Source organism: Xanthobacter sp. BG11Y11_SDJG (genome assembly GCF_057364445.1).
In genome coordinates this window covers 1-612 of sequence record NZ_JBNFNU010000865.1, presented here as the reverse complement: position 1 = coordinate 612, position 612 = coordinate 1, and the positions used below count along the sequence as shown (strand labels likewise).

Here is a 612-nt window from a genome sequence, read left to right as displayed (position 1 = left end):
GGCCGACCGCTTCGGTGCCGCCGCGCTGCCCGCGCTCCTGGCCCCCGCCCGTCATGAGCGGCGTGATGCGACTGTCCGCGTGCCCGGCGATGAGCGCGCCGATGCCCTGCGGACCGCCCAGCTTGTGGGCCGAGAGAGCCAGGAAGTCGACCGCCAGCGCGCCCATGGGAAACGGCATGCGGCCCGCCACCTGAACCGCGTCGCACACCAGCACGCCATCATGGGTATGGACGAGGCGCGCCGCCTCGGATACCGGCTGGAGCACACCGGTCTCGTTGTTCGCCGCCATCAGCGCCACCATGGCGCGCCGGCCGGCCACCGCATGACGCAGAAGGGCGGCCTCCAGCGCGCCGAGGTCGATGCGCCCGTCGCGATCCACGGCAATGGTCTCCAGCGCGCCGGCGGGGAAGCGGTGACCGCGCGTGACGGCCGGATGCTCGACGGCGCTCACCAGCAGCACGTCGCAGGGCTTCGGCCGGCCGGCCACCTCCACATGCGGATGGAGCACCGCGGCGAGCGCCTCGGTGGCGCCGGACGTAAAGGTCACCTGCCGTCCGTGAGCGCCCCGCAAGGGCGGCCACCTCGCCCCCGCGCCCGCTCGACCCGCGCGCG

General features: G+C 74.8%; 1 protein-coding gene. It reads right to left on the bottom strand.

Features of this window, described 5'->3' with window-relative positions; genetic code table 11:
* Positions 1–547 (bottom strand): aminotransferase class V-fold PLP-dependent enzyme (locus tag AC2W7M_RS27020; protein WP_486136317.1); only part of this gene is annotated, 547 nt, incomplete at its 3' end.
* Between the last annotated feature and the right edge of the window lie 65 nt (positions 548–612).